This window comes from Caulobacter sp. Root655 (assembly GCF_001427665.1).
GTDB lineage: Bacteria > Pseudomonadota > Alphaproteobacteria > Caulobacterales > Caulobacteraceae > Caulobacter.
In genome coordinates this window covers 1-19,555 of record NZ_LMHC01000010.1, presented here as the reverse complement: position 1 = coordinate 19,555, position 19,555 = coordinate 1, and the positions used below count along the sequence as shown (strand labels likewise).

22 protein-coding genes and 1 tRNA gene are annotated in these 19,555 nt (G+C 67.9%); 18 read left to right on the top strand and 5 right to left on the bottom strand.

Translation table 11 applies throughout. The features are described 5' to 3' along the window. Positions 1-66: 66 nt before the first annotated feature. Positions 67-564, bottom strand: coding sequence for an Lrp/AsnC family transcriptional regulator (locus tag ASD79_RS08865; RefSeq protein WP_056720701.1), 498 nt, complete (start codon positions 562-564; stop codon positions 67-69). A gap of 141 nt (positions 565-705) precedes the next feature. Here ASD79_RS08865 and ASD79_RS08860 point away from each other — a divergent pair, with 141 nt between their 5' ends. The 7 genes from ASD79_RS08860 to ASD79_RS08830 all read left to right on the top strand — a co-directional run bounded on the left by ASD79_RS08860 (position 706) and on the right by ASD79_RS08830 (position 7,052). After that, positions 706-4,137: an indolepyruvate ferredoxin oxidoreductase family protein gene (locus ASD79_RS08860; protein ID WP_056720699.1), complete on the top strand. Its 3,432-nt coding sequence runs from the start codon at positions 706-708 to the stop codon at positions 4,135-4,137. A gap of 38 nt (positions 4,138-4,175) precedes the next feature. Continuing rightward, the gene (locus ASD79_RS24255) at positions 4,176-4,451 is read left to right on the top strand and encodes a hypothetical protein (RefSeq protein ID WP_056720697.1); all 276 of its coding nucleotides are present in this window, start codon (positions 4,176-4,178) and stop codon (positions 4,449-4,451) included. Further along, the gene (locus tag ASD79_RS24250) at positions 4,448-4,735 is read left to right on the top strand and encodes a type II toxin-antitoxin system RelE/ParE family toxin (RefSeq protein ID WP_056720694.1); all 288 of its coding nucleotides are present in this window, start codon (positions 4,448-4,450) and stop codon (positions 4,733-4,735) included. The genes ASD79_RS24255 and ASD79_RS24250 overlap by 4 nt, the downstream gene beginning before the upstream one ends. A 118-nt stretch (positions 4,736-4,853) precedes the next feature. Further along, positions 4,854-5,123: a hypothetical protein gene (locus tag ASD79_RS08845; protein WP_235524376.1), complete on the top strand. Its 270-nt coding sequence runs from the start codon at positions 4,854-4,856 to the stop codon at positions 5,121-5,123. A gap of 14 nt (positions 5,124-5,137) precedes the next feature. After that, entirely contained in the window at positions 5,138-5,395 is a 258-nt protein-coding gene (locus ASD79_RS08840; protein ID WP_235524375.1) for a type II toxin-antitoxin system RelE/ParE family toxin, read from the top strand. Next, a complete protein-coding gene (locus tag ASD79_RS08835) occupies positions 5,392-6,507 on the top strand; it encodes an NAD(P)/FAD-dependent oxidoreductase (RefSeq protein ID WP_056720688.1) in 1,116 nt (371 codons plus the stop codon). The genes ASD79_RS08840 and ASD79_RS08835 overlap by 4 nt, the downstream gene beginning before the upstream one ends. 173 nt (positions 6,508-6,680) lie before the next feature. After that, positions 6,681-7,052 carry a hypothetical protein gene (locus ASD79_RS08830; protein WP_056720685.1) on the top strand — a complete coding sequence of 124 codons (372 nt, stop codon included), beginning with the start codon at positions 6,681-6,683 and terminating at the stop codon, positions 7,050-7,052. A gap of 155 nt (positions 7,053-7,207) precedes the next feature. Here ASD79_RS08830 and ASD79_RS08825 read toward each other — a convergent pair whose 3' ends face one another. Next, positions 7,208-8,428: a PQQ-dependent sugar dehydrogenase gene (locus ASD79_RS08825; RefSeq protein WP_056720683.1), complete on the bottom strand. Its 1,221-nt coding sequence runs from the start codon at positions 8,426-8,428 to the stop codon at positions 7,208-7,210. A 292-nt stretch (positions 8,429-8,720) separates the two neighbouring features. Between ASD79_RS08825 and ASD79_RS08820 the strand changes: the two genes are divergently transcribed. The 3 genes from ASD79_RS08820 (at position 8,721) to ASD79_RS08810 (ending at position 10,446) form a co-directional block, all read left to right on the top strand. Then, positions 8,721-9,773 carry a glycosyltransferase gene (locus ASD79_RS08820; protein WP_056720682.1) on the top strand — a complete coding sequence of 351 codons (1,053 nt, stop codon included), beginning with the start codon at positions 8,721-8,723 and terminating at the stop codon, positions 9,771-9,773. A gap of 45 nt (positions 9,774-9,818) precedes the next feature. Continuing rightward, positions 9,819-9,895 (top strand) — tRNA-Met (locus tag ASD79_RS08815). A gap of 191 nt (positions 9,896-10,086) precedes the next feature. Next, on the top strand, positions 10,087-10,446 hold the full coding sequence (locus ASD79_RS08810; RefSeq protein WP_156400425.1) for a hypothetical protein: 360 nt from the start codon (positions 10,087-10,089) through the stop codon (positions 10,444-10,446). A 174-nt stretch (positions 10,447-10,620) separates the two neighbouring features. Here ASD79_RS08810 and ASD79_RS23790 read toward each other — a convergent pair whose 3' ends face one another. After that, the gene (locus ASD79_RS23790) at positions 10,621-10,776 is read right to left on the bottom strand and encodes a hypothetical protein (RefSeq protein WP_156400424.1); all 156 of its coding nucleotides are present in this window, start codon (positions 10,774-10,776) and stop codon (positions 10,621-10,623) included. Between the two features lie 162 nt (positions 10,777-10,938). Between ASD79_RS23790 and ASD79_RS08805 the strand changes: the two genes are divergently transcribed. The 5 genes from ASD79_RS08805 (at position 10,939) to ASD79_RS08785 (ending at position 14,259) form a co-directional block, all read left to right on the top strand. Further along, positions 10,939-11,343 (top strand): YciI family protein, encoded by a 405-nt coding sequence (locus ASD79_RS08805; protein ID WP_056720679.1) that lies wholly within the window; start codon positions 10,939-10,941, stop codon positions 11,341-11,343. Then, on the top strand, positions 11,340-12,629 hold the full coding sequence (locus tag ASD79_RS08800) for an RNA polymerase sigma factor (RefSeq protein ID WP_200952290.1): 1,290 nt from the start codon (positions 11,340-11,342) through the stop codon (positions 12,627-12,629). Before ASD79_RS08805 ends, ASD79_RS08800 begins: the two co-directional genes overlap by 4 nt. A gap of 83 nt (positions 12,630-12,712) precedes the next feature. After that, positions 12,713-13,135, top strand: a complete 423-nt coding sequence (locus ASD79_RS24580; RefSeq protein WP_056720674.1) for a nuclear transport factor 2 family protein — start codon at positions 12,713-12,715, stop codon at positions 13,133-13,135. Positions 13,136-13,189: 54 nt separating this feature from the next. Next, positions 13,190-13,609: a glyoxalase/bleomycin resistance/extradiol dioxygenase family protein gene (locus tag ASD79_RS24575; RefSeq protein WP_056720672.1), complete on the top strand. Its 420-nt coding sequence runs from the start codon at positions 13,190-13,192 to the stop codon at positions 13,607-13,609. 122 nt (positions 13,610-13,731) lie between these two features. Next, a complete protein-coding gene (locus tag ASD79_RS08785) occupies positions 13,732-14,259 on the top strand; it encodes an SRPBCC family protein (protein WP_056720669.1) in 528 nt (175 codons plus the stop codon). 322 nt (positions 14,260-14,581) lie between these two features. Here the strand turns inward: ASD79_RS08785 and ASD79_RS08780 are convergent, their stop codons facing one another. Further along, the gene (locus ASD79_RS08780) at positions 14,582-15,019 is read right to left on the bottom strand and encodes a hypothetical protein (RefSeq protein ID WP_056720667.1); all 438 of its coding nucleotides are present in this window, start codon (positions 15,017-15,019) and stop codon (positions 14,582-14,584) included. 714 nt (positions 15,020-15,733) lie between these two features. After that, positions 15,734-16,636, bottom strand: a complete 903-nt coding sequence (locus tag ASD79_RS08770) for a type II toxin-antitoxin system prevent-host-death family antitoxin (protein WP_056720663.1) — start codon at positions 16,634-16,636, stop codon at positions 15,734-15,736. A 308-nt stretch (positions 16,637-16,944) separates the two neighbouring features. On the opposite strand from ASD79_RS08770, the gene ASD79_RS08765 reads away from it, so the two are divergent. From ASD79_RS08765 to ASD79_RS08755, 3 genes are read left to right on the top strand one after another with little or no spacing between them, the layout of a single operon-like run. Continuing rightward, entirely contained in the window at positions 16,945-17,319 is a 375-nt protein-coding gene (locus tag ASD79_RS08765) for a TadE/TadG family type IV pilus assembly protein (protein ID WP_235524374.1), read from the top strand. 7 nt (positions 17,320-17,326) lie between these two features. Continuing rightward, on the top strand, positions 17,327-19,000 hold the full coding sequence (locus ASD79_RS08760) for a pilus assembly protein TadG-related protein (protein ID WP_056720659.1): 1,674 nt from the start codon (positions 17,327-17,329) through the stop codon (positions 18,998-19,000). Between the two features lie 28 nt (positions 19,001-19,028). After that, a complete protein-coding gene (locus ASD79_RS08755; RefSeq protein ID WP_007662489.1) occupies positions 19,029-19,325 on the top strand; it encodes a hypothetical protein in 297 nt (98 codons plus the stop codon). Positions 19,326-19,555 lie beyond the last annotated feature (230 nt).

Sequence of the window (19,555 nt, the reverse complement as noted above, 5' to 3'; positions counted from 1 at the left end):
GACCCTAAAACTCCCCCCACCGATCGCTGCGCGATCGCCTCCTCCACAGGGGGAGGCTTGGAAAGATCAGCCCAGCGGGCTCACATACGGACTGACCAGCCCCAGCGGCACCGCCGTGGAATTCTTGACGCCGCGGATGACGATCCGGCTCTCGATATTGGACACCAGGCCCAGCGACAGCAGTTTGTCGCGCAGGAATTCGTCGAAGGCGCGCATGTCGCGGGTGACGATGCGCAGCTCGTAGTCGGCGGCGCCGGTGACGGTGGCGCATTGCACCACCTCGGCCCATTTGCCGACGGCCTGCTCGAAGGTGTCGAGGTTTTCCTTGGTCGGCAGCGACAGCTTGGCGGTGCAATAGACCTCGAAGCCCAGGCCCAGTTTCTCGCGGTCCAGGATGGTCACGCGGCGCTGGATGACGCCCGCGTCCTCGAGCCTTTTGATCCGTCGCCAGCACGGGCTGGAAGACAGCCCGACCCGCTCCGCGATCTCCGCGACAGACAGTCCGGCGTCGTGTTGGATGAGATCGAGGATCTTGGCATCCACGGCGTCGAGTTGTTCGGACAAGAATTCCTCCCCCAGAGGGTGTTTAGTGCGTTGATCGTGCGCAAACCGGCCATGAACCGGGCACGCCTTGGGCAAACAATTTCCCCGTTTCTATAAGATATTGCTGTGCGGGCAGGAAGACCCGGGAGGAATTTTTTTGCTATGCGGCACTCGGAAGTCACGCTTGACGACAAATATCTGCTCGAAGATGGCCGCGCCTTCATCACCGGCGTGCAGGCGCTGATCCGCGTTCTGCTCGATCGCAAGCGTCTCGACACCCGCAACGGACTCAACACCGCCGGCTTCCTGTCCGGCTATCGCGGCTCGCCCCTGGGCGGGTTGGACCAGCAGGCGGCGCGCATGAGCAAGCTGCTCACCGCCCACGACGTGGTCTTCAAGGAAGGCCTCAACGAGGACCTGGCCGCCACCGCCGTGTGGGGCAGTCAGCAGGCCAACCTGTTCCCGGGCGCGACCCATGATGGCGTGTTCGGCATGTGGTACGGCAAGGCGCCCGGCGTCGACCGCACCGGCGACGTCTTCAAGCACGCCAATTTCGCCGGCAGCTTCCCGACCGGCGGCGTGCTGGCGGTGGCCGGCGACGACCACGCCTGCAAGAGCTCGACCCTGCCGTCGCAGTCGGAGTTCGCCTTCCAGGACTTCGAGATGCCGGTGCTGTCGCCGGCCGACGTGCAGGAGGTGCTGGACTACGGCCTGATGGGCATTTCGATGTCGCGCTTCAGCGGCCTGTGGGTCGGCATGATCGCCCTGGCCGACACCATGGACTCAGGCGTGACCATCGACGTCTCGCTGGACCGCCACAAGCTCGTTATTCCCGAGAACTTCCCCATGCCCCCCGGCGGCCTGGGCATCCGGCTGAAGGACCAGCCGATGGAGAAGGAGCGCCGCCTGCGTCTCCACAAGCTGCCCGCCGCCCTGGCCTTCGCCCGCGCCAACGGCATCGACCGAGTGGTGCTGGGCGCCCACTCGGTGCGGGTCGGCAAGGCGCGGCTGGGCATCGTCTGCCAGGGCCAGGCCTACAAGGACGTGCTGGAAGCCTTCACCGCCATGGGCATGAGCCTGGAGGAGGCCGCCGACCTGGGCGTCTCGATCTACAAGGTCGGCATGCCCTGGCCGCTGGAGCCCCTGGGCATGCGGGCCTTCGCCGCCGGCCTCGAGACCCTGATGGTCATCGAGCACAAGCGCGGGCTGATCGAGCCCCAGGCGCGCGCCGCCCTCTACGACCTGCCAGCCCACGCCCGGCCGCGAATCATCGGCAAGCAGGACGAGCACGGTCATCCGCTGCTGTCGGAGCTGGGCTCGCTGTCGGTGGCCGAAATCGCCCTGGCGATCTACGACCGCCTGCCGGAGGGACCGCACATGGAGCGGGCCCAGGCCTATCTGAACCGCGTCTCGGCGGCCGGCGTCGCCGCCGTCAGTCTGGCCGCCGACCAGGCTCGCAAGCCGTTCTTCTGCGCGGGCTGTCCGCATAACACCTCGACCAAGCTGCCCGAGGGCAGCCGCGCCCTGGCCGGCATCGGCTGTCACTACATGGCCAGCTTCAACGACCCCTCGACCGACCTCAACACCCACATGGGCGGCGAGGGCCTGACCTGGGTGGGCGCGGCGCCGTTCACCACCGAGAAGCACGTCTTCCAGAACCTGGGCGACGGCACCTACAACCACTCCGGCTCGCTGGCCATCCGGGCGGCGATCGCGGCCGGGGCCAACATCACCTACAAACTGCTGTTCAACGACGCCGTCGCCATGACCGGCGGCCAGCGGGCCGAGAGCGGCTTCACCCCCGCCCAGATCACCCGCCAGTTGGCCAGCGAAGGCGTCACCCGGACGGTGATCGTCGTCGACGAGCTGGAACGCTACGCCGACATCAAGGACCTGGCCCCCGGTGTCGAGGTTTTCCCGCGCGCCGAACTGATGAGCGTGCAGAAGATGCTGCGCGACACCCCCGGCACGACGGTGCTGCTCTACGACCAGACCTGCGCCACCGAGAAGCGCCGTCGCCGCAAGCGCGGCACGATGGCCAAGGCCACCAAGCGGGTGTTCATCAACCCCCTGGTCTGCGAGGGCTGCGGCGACTGCTCGATCAAGTCCAACTGCGTGTCGGTGGAGCCGCTGAACACCGAGTTCGGCCGCAAGCGCAAGATCAACCAGTCGACCTGCAACCAGGACTACAGCTGCGTCGACGGCTTTTGCCCGTCGTTCATCACCCTGGAAGGGGCGCAGAGCGCCCAGGCCAAGAAGGTCCCGGCCCTGACGGCGGACTCGACGCCGCTGCCGGTGTTCGACGACTTCCACGGCGTGCGGAAGATCCTGTTCACCGGGGTCGGCGGCACCGGCGTGACCACCGTGGCCTCGATCCTGGCCATGGCCGCCCACGTCGACGGCCGGGCCGGCAGCGTGGTCGACATGACGGGCCTGGCCCAGAAGGGCGGGGCGGTGTTCAGCCACGTCAAGATCGGCGAGACCGAGGAGACGGTGGTCGGCGGCCGCGTGCCCGCCGCCAGCGCCGACGTGCTGATCGCCTGCGACATGCTGGTGGCCGCTTCGCCGGAGGGCCTGTCGCTCTACGCCAAGGACCGCACGGCGGCGTTCGGCAATAGCGACTTCGCCCCGACGGCCGACTTCGTCACCAGCCGTGACATCCGCTTCGACAGCGGGGCCATGGCCCGCCGGATCAAGGGCGCGACCAAGTCGTTCGATTCCTGCCCGGCCCAGCACCTGGCCGAGAGCCAGTTCGGCGACGCCATCTTCGCCAACATGATCATGGTCGGCTTCGCCTGGCAGCGCGGGGTGATCCCGCTGTCCAGCCGCGCGGTCTATCGGGCCATCAAGCTGAACGGGGTGGACTACGAGTCCAACCTGGCCGCCTTCGAGCTGGGCCGCCGCGTCGCCCACGACCCGGCCTCGGCCGGTCCGCGCGACGCCGACGTGCCGACTCCCGAGACCATGCCGCTGGCCGAGCTGATCGCCAAGCGCACCGCCGACCTCGTCGCCTACCAGAACGAGGCCTACGCCAGGCGCTACGCCGCCAGGATCGAAAAGGTCGCCCTGGCCGAGGCGGCGGCCGGCGGCGGGGAGGCCCTGACCCGGGCGGCGGCGGTCAACCTCTACAAGCTGATGGCCTACAAGGACGAATACGAGGTCGCCCGTCTGTACACGGACGGGCGGTTCGCGGCCGAGCTGGCCGGGACCTTCAAGGGCGGCAAGGCCAAGGTCTGGCTGGCCCCGCCGATCATCGGCGCCAAGGACAAGGACGGCCATCCGCGCAAGATGGCGTTCGGTGGCTGGATGCTCGACTACGCCTTCCCGCTGATGGCCAGGATGAAGGGCCTGCGCGGCGGGCCGCTCGACGTGTTCGGCAAGACCGAGGAACGCCGCATGGAGCGCGGTCTGCTCGCCGACTACGAGCTCACCCTCGACCGCCTGGCCGGCGGCCTGACCCCCGAGCGCCTGCCGCTCGCGGCCCGCATCGCGGCGGTCCCGCAGGCCATCCGCGGCTACGGCCACGTCAAGGACGCCTCGGTGGTCACCGCCAAGGCCGACGCGGCGACGCTGTGGAGCCAGTGGGAGGGGTGAAGACTGGCGCGCCCCGGGCTTCGTGATAGGCTCGGGGCATGAACAAGCCTGTTCGCCCGCCTGACACCTTCTTCATCCCGCCGTCCCTCGCGGCGCGGTTCCAGCCGCTGGTCGATAAGGGCGTGTTCGAATCGGTGGGCGAAGCGATCTTTGTGGCCGCCAGCGCCTTCGCCGACCGGATGGAGTTCGGCGTCACCGACGACGTCGAGGCGATCCGGTTGTCGATCGAGAAGACGATCGAGGATGGCGACTATCTGGACGCCGAAGTCGTGTTCGCGGAATTGCGCCAGCGCTACGGCGAGGGCGGCGATTGAGGCGGATCCGGTTTTCGCGTCGCGCGAAGCTTGATCTCATCGGCATTGGCGACTGGATCGCCAAGGACCGCCCTTGTGCCGCGCGCAGGTTCGTCGAGGCGCTGGTCGAGCGAACGGCGGGCTTGAGCGACAATCCTGAACTGGGGCCGGCTCGGCCGATCTACGGCGCGGGTATTCGTGGACTATCTTTTCCGCCCTACATCATCCTGTACCGCTTCTCCGACCTGGATGTTTTCATCGAGCGCGTGATCCACGGCGCTCGCTTGCCGAAGAATATTCGATAACGGATTTCGGCGTCGTCGCTCCGTGGTGGAGCCAGTGGGAGGGGTGAAGACTGGCGCGCCCCAGGCTTCGTGATAGGCTCGGGGCATGAACAAGCCGGTCCATCCAGCCCCGGTCGCCGTGACCCTTTCGCCCGAAGACGCCTTCGATCTTCAGGCGCGGGTCGAACGTGGCGAATTCTCGTCGCTGGAGGAGGCCGTCGCCGCCGAGCTGGCCGAGTTGAACTATCGTCGCGCCGCCGAGATCGTGGGCGGTTCGGAAAAGCTCGAGAGTCTTCTCGACGAGCTTGAGGCGGAGGTGGTCGATCCCGCCGAATGTGTTGATGCGGAAGCGTTCTTCTCGGAGATGCTAACGGACCTCAAGGCGCGCGCCGAGGCCGCCGGAGAGTGAGCCGAAAGCTTGTCGTGACGCCGCGCGCGGTGCGGGACCTGAACCGCATCCGCGATCATATCGCGGCCGACAGCCCGCGAGCGGCCGAGCGGTTCGTGTCGGCCTTGCGCACGGATCTGGACAAGCTTGTTCCCTTTCCCTTCATGGCCCAGGCGGTCGGTAGTCATCCGCGCTTTCGTCGGCTTCCCTATGGGGCCTATGTCATCTTCTATGAGGTGACCGACAGCGAGGTCTTGATCCGCGTGGTCGAGCATTCGGCGACCTTGAAATGACCCAAGCCTTCGATTTCGACGCCGTCGTGGTGGGGGCCGGCGCCGTGGGCCTGGCCTGTGGCTACGCCCTGTCCCAGCGCGGCCTGGTCGTCGCGGTGCTGGAGGCCGAGGGCCATATCGGCCAGGGGGTGTCGTCGCGCAATTCCGAGGTGATCCATGGCGGGCTCTACTACCCGACCGGCTCGCTGAAGGCGCGGCTGTGCGTCGAGGGCCGGCGGCTGCTCTACGCGTTCCTCGACAAGCACCACGTCGACTACAAGAAGTGCGGCAAGCTGGTGGTGGCCACCGACGAGGCCGAGGTCGCGCGGCTGGAGACGATCTTCGACCAGGCCCTGGCCAACGACGTCGAGGGCATGGAGCATCTGACCGGCGCCCAGGCCCGGGCCCTGGAGCCCGGCCTCAACGCCCACGCCGCCCTGCTGTCGCCGGAGAGTGGGGTGTTCGCCAGTCACGACTACATGCTGGCCCTGCAGGGCGAGGTCGAGGCGGCCGGCGGGGCGGTGGTGGTCAATACGCCGTTCGAGGGCGCTAGTCCCCTTGCCGGCGGCGGCTTTGCCGTGCGGATCGGCGGGGCCGAGGCCGCGACCCTGACCTGCCGGCTGCTGGTCACCGCGCCGGGCCTGTCGGCCCAGGCCGTGGCGGCGCGCATCGAGGACTTTCCGAAGGACCAGATCCCGCAAGGCCACTTCGGCAAGGGCGTCTATTTCCGGCTGGCGGCCAAGGCCCCGTTCCAGCGATTGATCTATCCGCCGCCGATCCACGGGGCCCTGGGCACCCACTACCGCAACGACCTGGGCGGCCAGGCGGTGTTCGGCCCCGACCTGGAATACGTCCCGGCCCCCGACTATTCGGTCGACCCGGCCAAGGCCGCCGCCTTCGCCGCCTATATCCGCAAGTTCTGGCCGGCCGTGCCGGAAGACCTACTGGTTCCCGACTACGCCGGGGTGCGGCCCAAGTTGCACGGCCCGGACGAACCGCAGCCCGACTTCCAGCTGCGCGGCGCCGACACCCACGGCCTGGAAGGGCTGATGGCGCTGTTCGGCATCGAGAGCCCCGGCCTGACCAGTTCGCTGGCCATCGGCGAAGAGGTCGCGCGGCGGCTGGCGGCGTAAGGCCCTGCGTCCTTCGAGGCTTCGCCTTCGGCTCGCACCTCAGGATGAGGACCGTGAGTTGGCTCTGAAACCCTCATCCTGAGGCGCCTGCGCAGCAGGCCTCGAAGGACGCACGGCATTTGCCACCAACTCTCGTTTCGCGCGTTGCGATCTTGGCTTTTCAGGAGGGCGCGATGCTCGATGACTTCATCGACAAACTGATTTCGCGGTTGATGGCGGGGGCGGGGCTGATCATGGCCGCCGCGATCGCCGCCGTGGCCGGGGCGATGGCGGTGTTCGCTTTTCTCAGTCAGTGGGTCGGCGCGGCCTGGGCCTACGCCATCGTCGCGGCGGTGGCGGCCGTGGTGGTCGCGGTCTGGGCCCTGCTGCAGAAGCAGCACAGGGACCGCGTCCGCCAGCCGCCGTTGGAGCAGCGGGTGATGGGCCTGATGCAGGCCCATCCCACGGCGTCGTTCCTGGCGGGCATGGCCGCCGCGACCCTGCTGAAGGGCAAGCCGTCGCTGGCGGCGAGCCTGTGGGAGGCGCGGAAGGGCAAGCCGAGGTAGGATGGGCAGGAGGTCCTCCCCCTGTGGGGGAGGCGGTCGCGTAGCGACCGGTGGGGGGAGCTTGGGGCGGTGGACTTGTGCGCCGGTCGACCGCCTATCACTCCCCCCACCGTCGGCTTCGCCGACACCTCCCCCACAGGGGGAGGACTTTATCCCTACCCCTTCGGCGAAAGCCTCAGCACCCGCCCGTCGTCCTCGTCGGTGACCACGTACACCGCCCCGTCCGGGCCCACCCGCACGTCGCGGATCCGGAAGTTCAGCTCCGACAGCAGGCGCTCCTCGCCCACTACCTTGTCGTCCTTCAGCGTCAGGCGCACCAGGTAGCCCTTCAGGCCGCCGACGAAGAGGCTGCCCTTCCAGGCCGGGAACAGACCAGCGTCGTAGAACGCCAGGCCCGAGGGGGCGATCACCGGGTCCCAGTAATAGACCGGCTGCTCCATGCCGGCCTTCTGGGTGATCCCGTCGCCGATCGGCTTGCCGGAATAGTCCTCGCCATAGGTGATGGTCGGCCAGCCATAGTCCTTGCCGGCCTTGGGGGTGTTGATCTCGTCGCCGCCCTTGGCGCCGTGCTCGGCGGTCCACAGCTGGCCGGTCCACGGGTTGATCGTCGCGCCCTGGACGTTGCGGTGGCCCATCGACCAGATCTCGGGCTTGGCCTGCGGGTTGCCGACATAGGGGTTGTCGGCGGGGATCGAGCCGTCGGGACGGATACGGATGACTTTGCCCAGGGCGGCGTCCAGGTGCTGGGCCTGCATCCGACCCGGGAGGATCGAACGCTCGCCGGTGGTGACGAACAGCGCCCCGTCGCGGGCGAAGGCCAGGCGGCCGCCGAAGTGCAGGGACGAGTCCAGGGCCGGCGCCTGGCGCCAGATGACCTGGACGTTCTCCAGGCTGGGCGCGGCGCCCGGGACCAGCTTGCCACGCGCCGCCGTCGTGCCGTTGCCGCCGCCCTTGCGGGCCTCGGCATAGGTCCAGTAGATCAGGCCGTTCCTGGCATAGTCGGGGTCCAGCGCCACGTCCAGCAGGCCGCCCTGGCCCTCGGCATAGACCGCCGGCAGGCCGGCGACGGCCGGCGACAGCTTGCCGTCGGCGCCGAGGATCCGCAGGGCGCCAGCCCGTTCGGTGACCAGCTTGGACCCGTCGGGCAGGAAGGCCAGGCTCCAGGGATGGTTCAGGCCGGTGGCCAGGGTCTCGACCTGGTAGGCGACGCCCAGCTTCTCCTCGGGCGCGCGGGTCTGCTGCGGGAAGGCGGGCTTCTGGTCGGGCGCGTTGGGCGCGGCGGTCTGGACCGGCGGGTTCGGCAGGGCCTGGACTTGGCCGGCGGGACCGCAGGCCGACAGGGCGAGCGCGACGAGGGTGAGGTGGCGAAGACGCATGGGGACTGTCCAGTTGGGGGCGGGCAGGTGATTAGGTTGTCATCGCGACGTCCGGTTGTCATCAGACCTTACCTGCCTTGGAACGCGCCAACTTTCGTTGTCATCCCGGACAAGCGCGCAGCGCGCCGATCCGGGACCGGGGCCTGAGCGCCGGCGCTTTCGGCGGTCCCGGGTCTTCGCTGCGCTACGCCCGGGATGACAGTCTGGGAGAAGGGGTGCGACGTTGACTTCCAGGGGCGCCCCGACGAAGGTCCGGCCTCGCCACGCCCTGGCCTGTTTCGCGGAGTCCGCCTTGACCGCCATCCTGCACGCCATGCTGGGCAAGGGTCTGGGCGGCCTGGAGCAGGTGTTCCTCGACTACCAGCCGATCCTCGAGGCCTATGCGGCCGCCAGCGGCGGCGCGGCCACAGGCGTGGTGCGGACCGGCGGCAAGGTCGCCGCCCAGGAGGCGCGCCGCGTTCCGCCCCTGGCGACCCTGCCGGCCTATACCGACTGGGACCCGGTCACGCTGGGCGCGGCCCGGCGGCTGGTCAAGGCCAGGACCCCCGACCTGATCCTCAGCCACGGCCAGCGCCCGGCCCGGCTGCTGGCCAGGGTCGCCCCGCCCGAGGCGGTGCTGGCGGTCTGCGTGCACAAGCCGGCCTTCGACGTCGAGACCACCCGCACCCACTATATTTGCGTCGGCCGGCACCTGGCCGATCTGGCGATCGAGCGTGGCGTCCCGGCCGACCGCGTCCACTTCGTGCCCAACGCCGTCAGGCCGCCGGCCGTCCTGGCGACGCCGTTCAAGGACGGGATTTGCGCGCCCCGCATTGTCGCCGCCGGCCGTCTGCACCCCAAGAAGGGCTTCGACGTGCTGGTCGTCGCCCTGGCCCAGCTGCGCGACCAGGGGCAGGGTTTCGAGGCCGAGATCGCCGGCGAGGGCGACGAGCGCGGCAAGCTGGAGGGGCTGATCGCCGAGCATGGCCTGGGCGATCGCGTGCGCCTGGTCGGCTGGCGAAGCGACGTCTCGGCCTTCCTGGCCACCGGCGACGTCTTCGCTTTCCCGTCGTACCAGGAGGGTTTTCCGCTGGTGCTGCTGGAGGCCATGGCCGTCGGCCTGCCGGTGGTCTCCAGCGCCATTCCGGGCCCGGTCGAGATGATCGCCGAGGGCGTCGACGGCCGCCTGGTCCCGCCGGGCGACGCCGCCGCCCTGGCCGCCAGCCTGGCGGGCCTGATCGCCGCGCCCCAAACCGCCGTGGCCTTGGGCGTCGCGGCCCGCGCCAAGGTGCTGGCCGACTATGGTCCGGAGAGCCTGAAGCGGCGTCTCGACGCGGTGCTCGATCTGATGCTCGGACGGGCTTGAAGCCGCCCCCGCTTTGCGCTTATAAGCCCGCCTCCGCTTCGCGCGGGCTGGGTAGCTCAGATGGTTAGAGCGGTGGATTCATAACCCACAGGTCGGCGGTTCGATCCCGCCCCCAGCCACCAACGCCCCCAACCGAGTGTTCTGGGCGTCGGCGGTTTCTTCACCAGCTCCGCCAGCTTGCCTTGACGCATGATGGCCCTTCACGATTGACGCCGCGTTCCCGACCCTTCGCGGCCGATGCGGCAAGCGCAACGGCAGCTTGAGCTTTCCGACCCCGACGCATACCTTCGCGCCAGGGTTGGGGGATTTCGAGATGCGCGTAGTGCTGGCCGTGGCGGCTCTGCTGGTCCTGACGGGACCAGCATTGGCGGAAGATAGTCCTGAAGTTTACCAGAAGCGCATGAGCTTGCTGGGAGAAGTGGCCTACATCTTCGGGGTCTGTGAGCAGTACTTTCCGAAAGCCACTGCCGACAACATGGTCAAATCGATGTCGGGCGGCGACAATCCCGACCAGATCAAGGATCAATACGCTATCGCCGGCCTCTGGAGTTCACTCTATGCGAAGGGACGGGCGGACGCCGGAAAGGAAAACCTCACCGGACAGCAGTGCCTCAACATCTCGAACGATATCCTGGCGGAGATAAAAGTACTCGACGAGGCGGGCGCCAAGTAGGCTGATCGTCCAACGCGCTGTTCCGCGAAGAGTCCCGACGGATTCTCGTGCGCGCTGACGTTCCGTCAGGAACGGGAACCTCCTCAGGTCGGTCAGAAGAGGCCCTGGGTGTGCAGCGCCTCGGCGCGGGCGTGCCCGCCACCACGGCCGCGCGGCGTGTCGTCCAGCTGGGGATCAGTCCTGGAAATACCGCCGCAGCCGCCGGCTGCGCCTGCGCCGCAGGTTTTTGAGGCGCGGCGCCACGCTCGGCCAGGCCAGCATGGCGAGCAGGAAGACGATGATGAAAACAGAGACAAGTTGAAACACGAACGACTCCCGGCTGAGCAGCATCCCCCTTGCCCGATGTCGCTCCAGGCCAGTTAACCATGGGGGAGCGCCCTGTTCGAAATATGGCTACTTCACCGTGGGCGGCGCGAGGCGGCGCGAATTTTACCGCCGCGTGTCGGGTTGAGGCGTCGCTGATCGTCCTGGGAACGAGAGGTGCGCGGTCCGATGCTTTACGCCATATTTTGCTACAGTTGCGAGGACGTGGTCGGCGCCTGGACCTCGGCGGAGGATGCTGCGGTGATGAGCAGGCTGGCGATCGTCGAACAGAAGCTGGCCGTGACAGGGCGGCTGGGGCCGGTGGCCCGCCTGCTGCCGACCACCACCGCCGTCACCCTGCGCAAGGGCCGCGAGGTGCTGGTGATCGACGGCCCGTTCGCCGAGACCCGGGAGCAATTGCTGGGCTTCTATGTCGTCGATTGCGACGGGCTGGAGCAGGCGATCGACGCCGCGCGCGAACTGGCGATGGCCAATCCCGGGGCCGGCGCCTATGAAATCCGTCCGATCGGCCTGTACCGGCCCGTCGCCGTCCGCACCGTCCTGGGCGGGGCCATGAAACGGTTCGGCGCATGAGCGAGATGGCGAGCATGGGAGGAGCCGGCATGGACGGGGCCTGGATCGACGCGGCCCTGACCGCGGCCCGTCCGCAGGCGGTGGCGGCGCTGCTGCGCTATTTCCGCGACCTGGACACCGCCGAGGAGGCCTTCCAGGACGCTTGCCTGCGGGCCCTGAAGGCCTGGCCCAAGAACGGCCCGCCGCGCGATCCGACCGCCTGGCTGATCCTGGTCGGCCGCAACGCGGCGCTGGACGGGGTGCGCAAGCGCAGCAAGTCCGCGCCCCTGCCGTCGGAAGAGCTGATCTCCGACCTCGACGACGCCGAGGCCGCCCTGGCCGACCGCCTGGACGGCGAGCACTATCGCGACGACGTGCTGCGGCTGCTGTTCATCTGCTGCCACCCCGACCTGCCGGCCACCCAGCAGGTGGCCGTGGCCCTGCGCATCGTTTCGGGCCTGTCGGTCCGGCAGATCGCCCGCGCCTTCCTGGTCAGCGAGGCGGCGATGGAGCAGCGCATCACCCGGGCCAAGGCCCGGATCGGGGCCGGCGACGTGCCGTTCGACACGCCTGGCCCGCTCGAGCGGGCCGAGCGGCTGAACGCGGTGGCGGCCATGGTCTATCTGATCTTCAACGAGGGCTATTCGGCCAGCGGCGAGGCCGTGCAGGCCAAGGGCTCGCTGTGCGACGAGGCTATCCGGCTGGCGCGGTTGCTGCTGCGGCTGTTCCAGGGCGAGCCGGAGGTCATGGGCCTGACGGCGCTGCTGCTGTTGCAGCACGCCCGCGCCCCGGCCCGGTTCGACGCCGAGGGGGCGGTGGTGCTGCTCGAGGACCAGGACCGAGGCTTGTGGAACCGCCGGATGATCACCGAGGGCCTGGCCCTGATCGACAAGGCGGTGCGCCATCGCCGACCGGGGCCCTACCTGGTGCAGGCGGCGATCGCCGCCGAGCACGCCCGCGCCGAACGGGCCCAGGACACCAGCTGGGCGCGGATCGACCTGCTGTACGGTGACCTGGAACAGCTGGCGCCGTCGCCGGTGGTCAGCCTGAACCGCGCGGTGGCGGTGTCGAAGGTGGCGGGGCCCGAGGCGGCCCTGGCGATGATCGAACCGCTGGCGCCCCGGCTGTCGGGCTATTTCCATTTCTTCGGCCTGAAAGGTGGGCTGCTGCTGCAACTGGGACGCCGGGAAGAGGCCCGCGCCGCCTTCGACCAGGCCATCGCCCTGGCCAACACCGCCGCCGAGGCTTCGCACATCCGCCTGCACCTGGACCGGTTGATGACGGACGGGGCGGCGGCCGAAAAATAATTCGCGGCCTCTGTCGGATCGCCCGGGTCGGCTTCGTCCTTCGAGCATGCCGCCCCGCGGGGCGCCGGAAGAAGGAAACGACCATGAGCGAAGAAGCCGCTGTCCGCGCCGCCGTCGACGCCTGGGCCGCCGCCCTGGGCGCCAAGGACGCGGCGGGCGTCGCCGCCGTCACGGGCGAGGACCTGACGCTGTACGCCCTGGCGCCGCCGCTGGGCACGACCGGTCCGGACGCCGAGGGGCTGCAGGGCTGGTTCGACACCTGGACGGGGCCGATCGGCTACGTCCTGGCCGATCCGGCCGTCGCGGTGGCCGGCGATGTCGCCTTCGTCCACGGCCTGGCCCACATGACCGGAACCAAGACCGACGGCGAGGTCGTCGATCTGTGGTTCCGCGCCACCCTGGGCCTGCGCAAGCGCGACGGCGCCTGGACGATCGTCCACGAACACGAGTCCGTGCCCTTCCTGATGGACGGCAGCTTCAAGGCGGCCGTCCACCTGAAGCCCTGAACGGGCCCGCTCGATCACTACTCACAGCAACAAGCTCCAACAGGAGAATCGACCATGACCGACGCCCAACCCCTCGCCGCCAGCCCGCCGCCGGTCGGCGGCATCGTGCCCTATCTGTCGCCGAGCAACGCCACCGCCGCGGCCGACTTCTATGTGAAGGCCTTCGGGGCGCAGGACCTGTTCCGCCATCCGGTCGACGAACAGGGCCGGACCATGCACATCCACCTGCGCGTCAACGGCAACTCGCTGATGCTCAGCGACGCCTATCCCGACCACGGCTACGCGCTGGAAAAGCCCGGCGCCTTCACCCTGCACCTGCAGGTCGACGACGTGGACAAGTGGTTCGACCGGGCTGTGGCGGCCGGGGCCGAGGTCACCCTGCCCGTGCAGCTGATGTTCTGGGGCGACCGCTACGGCCAGTTGAAAGACCCGTTCGGCTTCTCGTGGTCGCTGGCCACCACGCCGAAGGCTTAGAGCATTTTCGAGCGAAGTGGATGCCGGTTCGCGTGAAGAAAATGCGCAAAACCTAGGGCTGAAAGATTGGACGGGACCGGTCGCCGGTCCCGTCCGCCAAGACCAACAGAGGGAACAAAAGGATGATCAAGATCATCGCCATCGTCATCGTCGTGCTGATCGCCGCCCTGCTGGGCTATGCGGCGACCCGGCCCGACATCTTCCGCGTCACCCGCTCGACGGTGATCAAGGCCCCGCCGGAGACGATCTTCGCCCAGATCCAGGACTTCCACCGCTGGGGTGCGTGGTCGCCCTACGAGAAGCTGGATCCGGCCATGGAGCGGACCTTCTCGAGCCCCGCGGCGGGCGCCGGCGCGACCTATGGCTGGAACAGCAAGGGCAAGGCCGGCGTGGGCGACATGAAGATCACCCAGGCCGTGGCCTCGTCCAAGGTGGCCCTGGACCTGAACTTCACCAAGCCGTTCACCGCCCACAACAAGGTGGTCTTTACCCTGGAACCGCAGGGCGACGCCACCCGCGTCACCTGGACGATGGAAGGGCCCGCGCCCTACATGCACAAGCTGATGGGCGTGTTCTTCAACATGGACAAGATGATCGGCGCCGACTTCGACACCGGCCTGGCCAGCCTCAAGGTCCAGGCCGAGGGTTAGGTGTAGCGGCGCGCAATAGTGAACGGTTCGACGCGAGATTCATGGCGTAATTCGACGCGAATTAGCGGAGACTGTACGTGTCTGCCGACGCAAAATAAACGAGACTCAAGTCACATAGCTTGAGACGGACGCAGGTTATTTGAGACTGACGTACGATCTGTGAGACGCTTCAGAGCGGCGCGCATATCCAGAGGCGAGGGAAGGTCGCTCTTCAGGAGCAGGTAGTGGGTCGACGCTATGTCAGCGGCCTCGAAAAGTTCGCGATCGATTATCGTGGAGTCCTGTGGTCGAGTGGCACCAGAGATGGGAAACACCAGGTCCCTTACAGGAAGCCCTTCAGACCCTTCTTGCTGAACTCTGCGCCAGCGGAGGGCGAGATGACAGATCCGCTGACAGGCGAGATGTTCGGATCGGTGATCGACCAGAAAAATCGCCGGCCTTTGTAGATGCCCTCTAGCGCCTTCGGCACAGCGACTACCTGATCACCGATGATGGCGAAACCGCCGCCGCCCTCGACGTCCAGCGTGACGGCTGGAACCTCTGTAAGATCGGCCGTGCGGCCGTGCCTGATCGTGCCTTTGAACCATCGACGCGTGGGCTGTGGCTTTGACTCTGGCTCGGGAACCGCCTTCTGACGCTCGGCCAGGTCCGCTGCGACGGCTTTGTCGGCCTTGATGACCTGGAGCTGGAGGAGGACGCCGATCGCGCCAAGGGCTCCGAGGACCCCCAGCATCGTCGCGTTCATTGCGCTGAATTCCATCACACTCACCTTACGTGATCAGCGAACAATACCATCAAGCCCAGAATGAGGCCACAGACCACAATCACGAGCCAGCCATCTGGTCCGATCGTCTGACCCCTGAAGGTCGGGGTCAATGCGGCCGCTCCGATGAACCCGAACGAGAGCGTCTTGACGTGGTCGAGGAATACCTGGACCCGCTTGATCGCGAGCGCCTTGTTCTGTTCTGGAGTTCGCGCCCAACTCGCTACCATATGTATTCGTCCTGCTTTGCTCGCAACTGTAGCGTCCTAGCGTGACTGCGTCGTCTGGCAAAGCTCAGAAGCGCTACGCGGCCTTTCACCTTCACCGCACGGACCCGCAAACCGGAAAGCGGGAAAAGGTCGCGCTGGGCGGGAAAGAGACGGCCGCGCCATAGCGCCGACCCCAAGGTTTGTTCGCTACAGTATGTTCAAAAGCACTAACCGGGCACATCTCGGAAGTTTGTCAGGCACGATGCGTGCGTCTCATTGACTGTGCGTCGATCTCAAATAGCGTGCGCCAGTCTCGACCAATGTGGTTCGCGTCTCGTACACTGTGGATTAGCCGACACTATCCGTGTCAGCTAATTCGCGTCGAAAAACGCCATGAATCTCGCGTTGAGGCATCCATTATTGTGCGTCGCTACAGCTAGGAGCTGCGGACAGTAGGCGTTGAAGGACGCACGGCGCTCCCGATTTCAACCGCCCAAGCGCCCTACGCCTCGTCCGCCGTCATCATCAGCACCATCACGCCGTCGGCGGCGCCCTCGCGCAGGATCGGGGCGAGGGACAGCTCGACCGGGCGCTCGTCGCCGGCCTTGACCATCAGGGCGGTCGCCACCCGCGCGGCCGGACCGCCCTGCAGCACCTTCTCCAGGGCCTGGGTCAGGGCGCGACGGTCGGTGGGGCGGATGATGTCGGTCAGCCGGCAGTCCAGAAGCTCGGCGCTGGAAAAGCCTGTCAGCCGCAGGAAGTCGGTGTCCATCTCGGCCAGCACGCCGCGGATGTTCAGCCGGGCCACCGCCAGCTGGGGCAGGGCGGCGGTCGCCGCCCGCATGGCCTGGGCGTAGCGCAGCCGGTTGCGCAGGTCGTGCTCCTCGGTGCGGTTGACGAACAGGGCCGCCACGCCGTCCGGATAGGGGAAGACGCGGACCCCGTAGCAGCGGCCGCTCTGGAGCGTGGAGTCGGCCTCGAACTCGACCGCCTCGCCCGTCCGCAGCACCCGCCGCATCTGTTCGGCGATCACCGCCTGGGGCGCCAGGGGAAACAGGTCGCTCCAGTTGGCGCCGATCAGCTGACCGGCGCTGCGGCCGGCCAGGGCCTCGAACACCGGGTTGACCGAGGTGACGTGGAGGGTGGGGTCCAGGGCGATGAATCCCTCGGCCAGGTGTTCGAGAATGGCTTCGCGGCTGGTCTCGGCGGTGCGATCGCCGGCGGCGCCCGCGACCTCGGGCATGTCGCTCCAGCTGGCGTAGCGATCGGCCGACAGCAGCACGACGCGTGGGCGGCCATGGTGGGTGATGATCACCGGCCCAGTGAGAGCGACATCCTGCCATTGGCCGAAATTTCGACTGACTTCACCGGCGGTGGCGTGCGCGGCGACGACGGGATTTTTCATGGCCTCTCCAGAAACTACAGAGAATCCGGTTTCTCCGACTTGCCAGTGATCGCTCCCCAGCAAACCCGCCGCCCTCCTGGGGAAAATACCATCGCGAGAGTTGAGCGACAATGAAGGGCGACCACTGGGGGGCGAGGCACGCAGTCGCCGTGAAGTACGGAAATTACGCATTTTACGTATACACGGACTCGCATGCTTGGCCGTGGAAATCTCTAGGCGCGACTTTCGCGTCAGGAGATCGACCGATGCAAAGGCAAGCGAGAAGGCTGGGTTCGAGGTTCGGATTTCGGGGTGAGGATTCTGGCGCCGTGGCGGTGGAGTTCGCCTTCCTGGCGCCGGTGCTGATCCTGATCATGATGGGGATCATGGGCTACGGCGGCTATTTCTGGATGTCGCACTCGGTGCAGCAACTGGCCAACGACGCCGCCCGCGCCGCCATCCCCGGCATGACCGTCGCCGAACGCGCCAGCCTGGCCAAGGCGTCGGTGACCAGCGGCGCCGGCGACTACGCCCAACTGACCCCCAGCAAGGTGTCGACCACGGTCATCGACAAGGACGGCCGGCTGACCGTGCGGGTCTCCTACAACGCCGCCGACTCCTTCGCCTTCGCGGCGCGCGGCGTGGCGCCGATGCCGTCCGACCAGATCGCGCGCCAGGCCTCGATCCAGATGGGAGGCTATTGAGGGCGCGATGCGTGGCTCGCCCCTCAGCGCCTTCCGCGAGAACCGGCGCGGCGCGATCTCGGTCGTCACCGCCATTTCCCTGACCATGCTCATCGCCCTGTGCGCCCTGGCGGTCGATACCGGCTCGGTGTTTCTGCAGACCCGCCGCCTGCAAGGCGTCGCCGACCTGGCGGCGATGTCGGCGGCCAACGACATCGCCCGCGCCCAGGTCGCCGCCGAGGCGACGGTGAAGGCCAACGGCGAAGGCTGGCGCGCGCCGCTGAAGGTGCAAGTGACCACCGGGCGCTACGCCGCCGATTCCGCCGTGCCGGTGGCGCAACGCTTCCAATTGACCAGCGTCGACGCCGACGCCGTCAAGGTGTCGGTCAGCGGCCAGGCCGACCTGTTCTTCGGCGCGGCGCTGGTGGGCCGCCCCTACATGCCGATCAAGCGCCAGGCCACGGCCGCGCGGGCCGACCTGGCCAGCTTCTCGATCGGCACGCGCCTGCTCAGCCTGCAGGGCGGACTGGCCAACGCCCTGCTGAGCGGCCTGATCGGCAGCCAGGTCAATCTGTCGGTGATGGACTACAACGCCCTGATCGCCAGCGACGTCACCCTGTTCAGCTATCTCGACGCGGTGAAGACGCGCCTGGACCTCGAGGCGGCGACCTATAACGAGGTGCTCACGGCCGACCTGACGACCGGCCAGGCCCTCCAGGCCCTGGCCGACGCCCTGACCACCGCCGGCGACACCCAGGCGGCGGCGGCGACGCGGTCCCTGGCGGTCTCGGCCGGCAACAGCAAGAAGGCCCACCTGGACGCCCTGGTCTCGCTCGGGCCCTATGGCGGCCAGGACCATGTGTCGGGCGGTCAGAGCGCGCTGGTGGCGCTGAACGCCATGGACCTGACCCAGGCGCTCCTGCAGGTCGGCCAGGGCGCCCGGCAGGTCAAGCTGGACCTGGGCGCGACCGTGCCGGGTCTGGCCGACGTCGATGTCTGGCTGGCGGTCGGCGAGCCCCTCAACAACGCGCCCTACATGACCGTCACCAAGGACAAGACGGTGATCGTGCGCACCGCCCAGACGCGGCTCTTCATCGACACCAAGCTGCTGGGGTCGGGGCTGCTGGGCGGGTTGGCCCAGGTGCGCTTGCCGCTTCTGGTGGAGCTGGCGTCCGGAGAGGCCAAGCTGAAGAGCATCGACTGCGGCCACAAGACCACCGCCCTGGAGGTCAAGCCCAGCATTGGTTCCCTGAAGATCGGCGACATCGACATCGATAGCCTCGACGACTTCAAGCAGCCCCTGACCGTGACCAAGACCGACCTGGTGAAGGCGCCGCTGTTCACGGTGACCGGCAAGTCGGACGTGGCGATCGGCGGGGCGACCTGGCAGACCGTGAACTTCACCGACGCCGACGTGAAGGCCCGCGCGATCAAGACGGTGAAGACCAACGACGCCCTGGCGGCGGCCACGGCCTCGCTGCTGACCAATCTGGATCTCGACGTCGTGCTCCTCAACAGCATCCTGACCCTGGGCCTGGGCGACAGCATCATACTGGCGGCCCTGAAGCCGGTGCTGGCGGCGGCGGCGGCCCCGCTGGACGGCCTGATCATCGCCTTGACCGACTTGCTGGGCGTGGGCGTGGGCGAGGCCGATGTGCGGGTCAATGGCCTGCGGTGCGGCGCGGCGGCGTTGGTCGCATGAGTTTTCCCAAGGTGCATGGAGCAAGACGATGAACGCCCTCGACTGGCCGGGCCTGGAATCCCTCGAGTTCGACGCGCCGCAGCGGGCCTTCGGCCGCAAGGGCGACGCGCCGGCCCAACTGGCCGAGACCTCGCCGCTGCTGCAGGCGCCGTCGCCGCGGCTGGAGGTGCGGGCGCGCCTGCACGCCATCTGCGCGCTGTACGCCCACACCCGGTCGCCCCAGCATCGCCTGGACCTGCTGGAGCAGCTGGAGGACATGACGCTGGAGGCCGCGCACCTGCTGGCGGTGGACCTGCTGCGGAACGGGTGGAAGGAAGAGTCCTGAAGCCCTCTCCCAAAGGGAGAGGGAGGGGCCCAAGCGAAGCTTGGGAGGGTGAGGGGTTTAGACGTCCGACGGCGTGCCGGCAGGGCGTTTGGGATAAGCGGTGAGGGTGTGACCCCTCACCCTCCCACCGCTGCGCGGCGGGCCCCTGTCCAGCGGATAGAGAGGTGACGATTTAGCCCGGTTGGATGGGTGACAGTTTTTGGCCTTGGATGGGTGACAGTTTTTGGCCT